The organism is Rhodococcus sp. EPR-157 (assembly GCF_001647195.1).
Classification (GTDB): domain Bacteria; phylum Actinomycetota; class Actinomycetes; order Mycobacteriales; family Mycobacteriaceae; genus Rhodococcoides.
Genome location: NZ_LVCV01000382.1, coordinates 1 through 6,663, shown reverse-complemented (window position 1 = coordinate 6,663; position 6,663 = coordinate 1). Strand labels below are relative to the sequence as shown.

At 63.4% G+C, this 6,663-nt stretch carries 5 protein-coding genes and 1 pseudogene; 1 reads left to right on the top strand and 5 read right to left on the bottom strand.

Going from position 1 to position 6,663, the window contains the following annotated elements; translation table 11 throughout:
* The 4 genes and pseudogenes from A2J03_RS17425 to A2J03_RS17410 all read right to left on the bottom strand — a co-directional run.
* A pseudogene (locus A2J03_RS17425) lies at positions 1-1,126 on the bottom strand (glycosyl transferase); the annotation flags it as partial.
* A 35-nt stretch (positions 1,127-1,161) separates the two neighbouring features.
* A complete protein-coding gene (locus tag A2J03_RS17420) occupies positions 1,162-3,177 on the bottom strand; it encodes a galactan 5-O-arabinofuranosyltransferase (RefSeq protein ID WP_068376282.1) in 2,016 nt (671 codons plus the stop codon).
* Positions 3,178-3,942 (bottom strand): decaprenylphospho-beta-D-erythro-pentofuranosid-2-ulose 2-reductase, encoded by a 765-nt coding sequence (locus tag A2J03_RS17415; RefSeq protein WP_068376280.1) that lies wholly within the window; start codon positions 3,940-3,942, stop codon positions 3,178-3,180.
* Positions 3,943-3,955: 13 nt separating this feature from the next.
* The gene (locus tag A2J03_RS17410; RefSeq protein ID WP_068376278.1) at positions 3,956-5,407 is read right to left on the bottom strand and encodes an FAD-binding protein; all 1,452 of its coding nucleotides are present in this window, start codon (positions 5,405-5,407) and stop codon (positions 3,956-3,958) included.
* Between the two features lie 69 nt (positions 5,408-5,476).
* Between A2J03_RS17410 and A2J03_RS17405 the strand changes: the two genes are divergently transcribed.
* Positions 5,477-5,980: a GtrA family protein gene (locus tag A2J03_RS17405; RefSeq protein ID WP_082897898.1), complete on the top strand. Its 504-nt coding sequence runs from the start codon at positions 5,477-5,479 to the stop codon at positions 5,978-5,980.
* 196 nt (positions 5,981-6,176) lie between these two features.
* Here the strand turns inward: A2J03_RS17405 and A2J03_RS17400 are convergent.
* A partial coding sequence (locus A2J03_RS17400) for a dTDP-4-dehydrorhamnose 3,5-epimerase family protein (protein WP_068376276.1) occupies positions 6,177-6,663 on the bottom strand: 487 nt, incomplete at its 5' end.

Sequence of the window (6,663 nt, the reverse complement as noted above, 5' to 3'; positions counted from 1 at the left end):
TCTCGGTGTTCTTCTTGCCGATGATCAACTCGGATCCGAGCGAAATCACGATGACGGCGACGGCCGTTGCTGCGGCGGCCCGCGCGCTTGCCACGCGCCAGAGCCACACCGCCGCCACGAGCGCGAGCACCAGGAGTGGCCAACCGAAGTACGCGTTCTCCTCGGTGGCGTTGATGCGGACGTTCTCGCCGGGCGTCGTGACGCCGCCGACCGATTGCGTCGGGAACTGCGTGAGTGCTTTGGCGTCGTTGCCCATTGCGCCGTGTTCGAGGAACGAATAGCTTTGCGGCCCGAAGAACTGCCAGTACAGCGGGAATGCGACGAGAACCAGCGCCAGAACGGCGGCTATCGAGAGGCTTTTCCAGGAGTTCTTCACGGCGGGCCAGAAGCTTCGCGGTTTTCCCACGTAGTAGACGAGGGCGAACAGCCCGAAGGCGATCGCGAAGATCAGCAGCGGTTCCTCGCCGAGCATGATCTGCAGCGCGACGACGAGACCGAGGGCAATGGTCTTCTTGGTAGTCGGGCCTGTGCGCGCGATGGCGATGACCAACGAGGCGATGACAGGCAGCAGGAACAGAACGACGAAGTTCGGGTGTCCGTTTGCATGGGAGATCATGCCCGGCGCGAAGCCGCACAGTGCGCCGCCCAGTGCGGATGCGCCGCGCGATGCGCCCACGGTCCGAGAAAACAGCCAGTACCAGGCATAGGCAGTGCCGGCGAGTCCGATGGTCAGCGCGATTGCCCACGTGACGGTGGGGCCGAACAGCAGCGTGACGGGCGCCAGTGGAATCGACAGCCCGAACATGGCCGTGTTGGCCATGAGATTCACCCCGAGTGGGTAGTTCTGCAGATCGCTCCACAGTGGGTTCTCGAGGTGCACGACCGAATGCGCGGCAACCGCGAAGAACCACTCCCACATCGCCTGGTCCTGGCCACTGTTGTAGAGGTAGCCGTTCGACAGGTTCCGCCACTGTCCCTGCAGGACGAACAGGGCGAGGACGGTGAAGGCCGAGGCTGCCGCAGCGTCGGCGCGGTTGACCCCGCGCACGCGTGCCGCAATGGACCCGATTTTCGACGAGGGGGCCGTCCCCGGCTGCTCGAGAATAGTCTGGTCGGTAGTGATCATCGGGTTGAACGTTACGTGAACGTTATGTGATTTGCCTATGCAGGACGGGTGACCAGCGCAAACGGCCCAATGTCGGTGACCTCGAACCGTGGATCTTCGAACAGCGACTCGTCGAAGGTGACGGTGTATCGCCGCACGTTGGGATCGTTCGGGTACACGTCCTCGGCCAGCCTGAGGGTGTAGCCATCGGCACCGCGGCGGAACAGGAAGGCGTCGGGAGCCGGCCATTGGCTGGCGTCGAGTGCCTCGATCAATTCGTCCGGAGTTTCGAGGGCTGCCCAGTCGGCGATAGCTGCCGACCGCTGGTCGAACTGAGCGAGTGGATTGGCGTAGTGCGACGTCAAACCCTGGAAGCCGAAGTAGGGGTAGTAGCTCAGGAACGACGTGTCCGCAGTGAGCACAATGGTCTCGTCGCGTTCTCGGCCCAGTTGCTCGGTGATCGCCTGGTCCACTTCGCGGTAGTACGACACGGCGCTGGGTGGGCGCATGTCGGCGCGTACCCCGTCACCGTCTGTGTCCGAGTACGCGACGGTGATCTCCGTTTGCAGCACCTGAGGGATGTTCTGCGCGAACGCCAGTGCGCCGACGGTTGCGACGACGACTGCGGCGACCTTGAACCGCGCAGGTTCGTTGATCGCCTGGTAGATGGCTTTCGAGCCCTCGACGAACCCGAAAACTCCTGCCGCGCCCAACAATACGATCAGTACCGCTTCGAGCCGGAACGACAGCAGCGTGGTGCCGGCGACAGTGGCCGCCATCGACAACAGCGTCCACAGATACACGGCGACGACGCCAAGTCCGAGAGCCTGTGCTCGCCTCGAGGTCGCGGAGCGGACCGCAAGCCACAGCATGCCGACCATGCACAGGGCGCCGAGGAGTGAGAACTCGAGCATCGGGAAGGGAAGTGCTGCACCGGCTTCGGGAAGATAGTGCAGTGCGGTTCCGGAGGTCGACGGGGTGCCCGTCACGAAGTCGACGAGGTATGGAAGCCACACCGTGAGCGCAATGACCGCCGAGATAGCAGCGATGGCGACGAGTCGGACGACGACTGGGATCGCGGCCCGCAATGTCCCGTGCGCGCGGACGGAGAGTACGGCCGATACGACGGCCATGAGTGTGACGGCGAACGCCGCCATCCCCAGGTAAAGGGTGTAGAACGTCGCGGCGAGTCCGAGGAACAATCCGGTACCGACGACAGCGCCCCATCCCCAGCTGTTGGTTCGCTGGGGTTCGCCCCCGACCGCACCCCCAGACCGCTTGGGTTGGACCGCACCCCCGACCGCACCCCCAGACCGCTTGGATGGTCCATCCATACGATCAGATGGCGTGGATGGTCCATTCAAGCGATCGGGGTAGGCGGACACCGGCCGATTCAGCGCACCCCACGCGAGCAGAAGAGCCGGCGCGACGAGCAGGGCGATGACGGCGCTGTATGCCTCCGGAGACGCGTACGCGACGACCAGTGCGGTGGTCACGGCGCTGACTGCGACGGCCAAATCTGTCCGAACGAGTTGCTTCCACAGTGTGAACGCAACAACCGCCGTGACTGCGAGGAATCCGATTGCGAAGGGCTTGAACACTTCCCAGCCGTCCATGCCGAGTAGGTTCCCGACGCGTCCGCCGATCCAGAACCAGCCTGCTGGGTAGAACGGTGGGATGTCGGCGTACGTCATGTCGCGCAGTGCGGCCGAATCCGTCAGTCGCGTCAGGTATTCGGTGCGAAACTCTTGGTCGACCGATATGCCGAACAGGTACAACTTGGTCGCAGCCAACGGCATACCGAGTGTGACCGTGACGAATCCGGACAACCCGAGCCACGTCAGGACCTTCGCGAGCCATTCCAAGGTCCCGCGGCGATACAGAACGATTGCCACGGCGAACGCGACCGCGCAGACGACCTGCCCGAGCGACGTCAGTGCGCGAGTGACGTTGGACGAGTTGAACGCCGGCCACTGGACGAGGGAGAAGGCGTACAACCCGATCGCCGCAACGATGGTTGCGACGAGAGCGGCCAGTACGCCGTCGACGGCCGTCCCGAGCGCTCGTTTCATCTAGATAGGGAGTTTGCGGAAGATCGGACGCGGGACGTGCCGCAGCGCGATCATCACGAATCGGAAGGGTCCCGGTGCCCAGACCAGATCCTTGCCCTTCTGGGATGCGGCAACCGCCAGCTTCGCGATGTCTTCCTTGTCGACCGTCAAGGGAGCTTCCTTGACGTGTGCGCTGAACTTGGTGCGCACCATGCCGGGGCGGATCACCGTCACGCGAGGGCCGAACTCACGCAGAGCTTCTCCGAGGCCGAGATAGAAGCCGTCGAGACCCGCTTTGGTCGATCCGTACACGAAGTTGGAACGACGTACACGCTCACCGGCCACCGAGGACATCACGATGATGCGCCCGTAAGCCTGTGCCTTCATCCTCTTGCCCAGCAGTACGCCTACCGACACCGACGCGGTGTAGTTGATGTTTGCCGTCAAGACAGCTTTGCGTTGGTCCTGCCACAGTTCTTCGGCGTCGAAGTCCACCGCGAAAGCGACGATTGCGACGTCGACATCGCCTTTGGACCACGCTTCGTCGATGACCTTCGGGTGCGAGTTGGTGTCGAGTGCATCGAAATCGATGACGTCGACGGACTTGGCGCCCTTCGCGGTCAGTTGTGCAACCGCACTGTCGCGCAGCGGATCGTTCGGCAGTGCGGCAAGAATCACTCGAGCCGGCGACTTCGACAGGTATTCCTCGGTGATAGCGAGACCGATCTCGCTTGTTCCACCGAGTACGAGAATGGTCTGCGGGTTACCCACAGCGTCGATCGTCACAGCTGAGCCTCATTCACAGTAGGTCCAATCTTCTGGCCATATCGGAGGCGAAAACGCCTGTGGGGTCCACGGATCGACGGACCTTGATCCATTCGTCGATCTTCGGGTACATCGAGTGGAAGGTCTCCGCGTCCGTTCGCGAATCCTTCGCGGTGTACAGACGACCACCGCATTCGAGGACGCGCTTGTCGAGCTCGCGGACCATCTCGTTCAGGCCCGCCTTGATCGGGAAGTCCATCGCGACGTTCCACCCGGCCATCGGAAAGCTCAGTGGCGCTTTGTTTCCCGGCCCGAACAGCTTGAAGACGTTCAGTGCCGAGTACTGGCCCGAACGCTGGATGAACCGGATGATGTCCTTGAACTCTTCGAGAGCCTCGGTGGGAACGAGGAACTGGTACTGCAGAAATCCCTTGGGTCCGTAGCCACGGTTCCACTCACCGACGAGATCGAGGGGATGGTAGAACTGCGTCAGATTCTGGACCTTGCCGGTGTAGTTGCCACCCATGCGGTAGTAAGCCTCGCCGATCACGCTCATCGACAGCTTGTTCAGGCCGCTGATCGGGAAGATATCCGGCACCGTCAGCAACTGCGGCGCGTCGAACTTGAGCGGGTCCTTCTGCAGCTTCTTCGGGAGCTCGTCGAACTTCGCCAACGAGCCGCGGGTGATCGTCGCGCGGCCGAGCTTGGGCGGCCCGCTCATGACGTCGAACCACGCACTCGAGTACGTGTAGTTGTCCTCGGTGCCGTCCTGATGAGCCGCAACGGTCTCGTCGAGAGTCTCGGTGCGGATGCCGTCGTTGATGAAGTAGGCCGACTCGGTCGCCGTCATCTCGATGGTCGCGCGCAGGATGATGCCGGTCAGGCCATTGCCACCGACCGTCGCCCAGAACAGTTTGGCGTTCTTGCCTGACGGTGTCAGATGGCGGATCTGGCCATCCGCGGTGAGCAGTTGCATCGAGCGCACGTGGTTGCCGAAGCTACCGGCGCTGTGATGGTTCTTACCGTGGATGTCGCATCCGATTGCGCCACCGATGGTGACCTTGCGCGTACCGGGCAGAACCGGTACCCACAGACCGAACGGCAGCGCGGCGCGCATCAGCTGATCGAGGCTGACACCACCGTCGAGATCGACGATGCGTGTTCCCGCGTCGATGCTGTAGATGCGGTTGAGGGCTGTCATGTCGATGACGAGGCCGCCGGAGTTCTGAGCGTTGTCACCGTACGAGCGGCCGAGGCCCCGCGCGATGACGCCGCGCTGCAGGTAGGACGGCTTGCTGTCGTTCTGCTCTGCGACCTGCTTCACCGCGTTCGCGATGAGCTCGGGGTCGGAGGTCGAGAGCACCTCACCCGTCGAAGGCGCAGTGCGCCCGAAACCGGAGATCGTGCGGGTCTGCGTGGGTAGCGGCGCAGTGTTCCGGGCCTGTGGTTCCAGGGGGAAGAGTGCGTCGTCGGCTGTCGTGGACATCGGTGTAGAGGGTACCCGCTGCGCGGCGGGGTCTAAGGGGTGCCCGGTGCGGGTCGACGGCTAGTCTCGATGATCGTGCCCACCTCCTCGCAGAACGACGACTGGTCAGCAGACGACGAAGAGTTGCAGCACCACGTCCCGCTGCCCGTCGAGTTGCCGCTGACGGAAAACATCGCCGACGAAGCCCTCGACCTCAAGACTCAGGTCATCCGCTTCTTGGCGACGGGTGTGCTGTCGGCAATCGTCGACCAGGGCGTCAACCTGCTGCTGCATTTCGTGTTCGGCGTCGGCGTCACCCTGGCCAAGGCGATCGGCTTCGTGCTCGGCACCACGACTGCGTACCTGATCAACCGTCGCTGGACGTTCAATGCTGCGCCGTCGCGCGCACGATTTGCCGCGGTCGTTGCGCTGTACGCTGTGACCTTCGCCGTCCAGGTCGGCATCTACACGTGGCTCTACCAGGCGTTTCCTGACGGTTTCTGGTACGCCAACGTTGCCTTCGTCATCGCTCAGGGCACCGCGACGGTCATCAACTTCATCGTGCAGCGGTTCGTGATCTTCAAGATTCGCTGATCGGCCGGTCGCAAGGGTGACCGAATGAGCCGTTCGGTGCGGCCGGGGGTGCTACGCGCACCTTCCAGCCCACGCGCGGGTTGCAACCCGCGCGCTCGCTGCAACCTGCGCTGTCAGCGGCCCGGGTGACCGAATGAGCCGTTCGGTGCGACCCGGGGGTCCTGCGCGCACCTTCCAGCTCGTGCAACCTGCGCTGTCAGCCCTGGTATTTGGGCAAATAACCGGCGGCGATGGCGTCCGCGAGCGAGGGTGCCGCACGGTCTTTGTCAGAGAGTTGGTACTCGAGCGGTGACCCGTCGCGTGCGAGGGTCGGCCAGTCGATACCCAGATCCGGATCCAACGGATCGATGTCCCGGTCCAGAGACGGGGTGTACTCGATCGAGCACAGGTACATCACCGTCGAACCGTCCTCGAGCGACAAGATCGCATGCCCGAGGCCTTCCGGCAGATACACCGCACGCCGATCGACGTCGTCGATGAGCACACTGTCCCACTGCCCGAACGTCGGCGAACCCACCCGCAGGTCGATGATCACATCGAGAAAAGCGCCACGGGTGCAGGTGACGTACTTCGCCTGCCCCGGCGGGGTGTCGGTGAAGTGGATTCCGCGGAGCACCCCGGCAGCGGAGACCGAACAGTTCGCCTGCTCCAACGCCAAGGGCCGCCCGACCGCATCGGTGAAC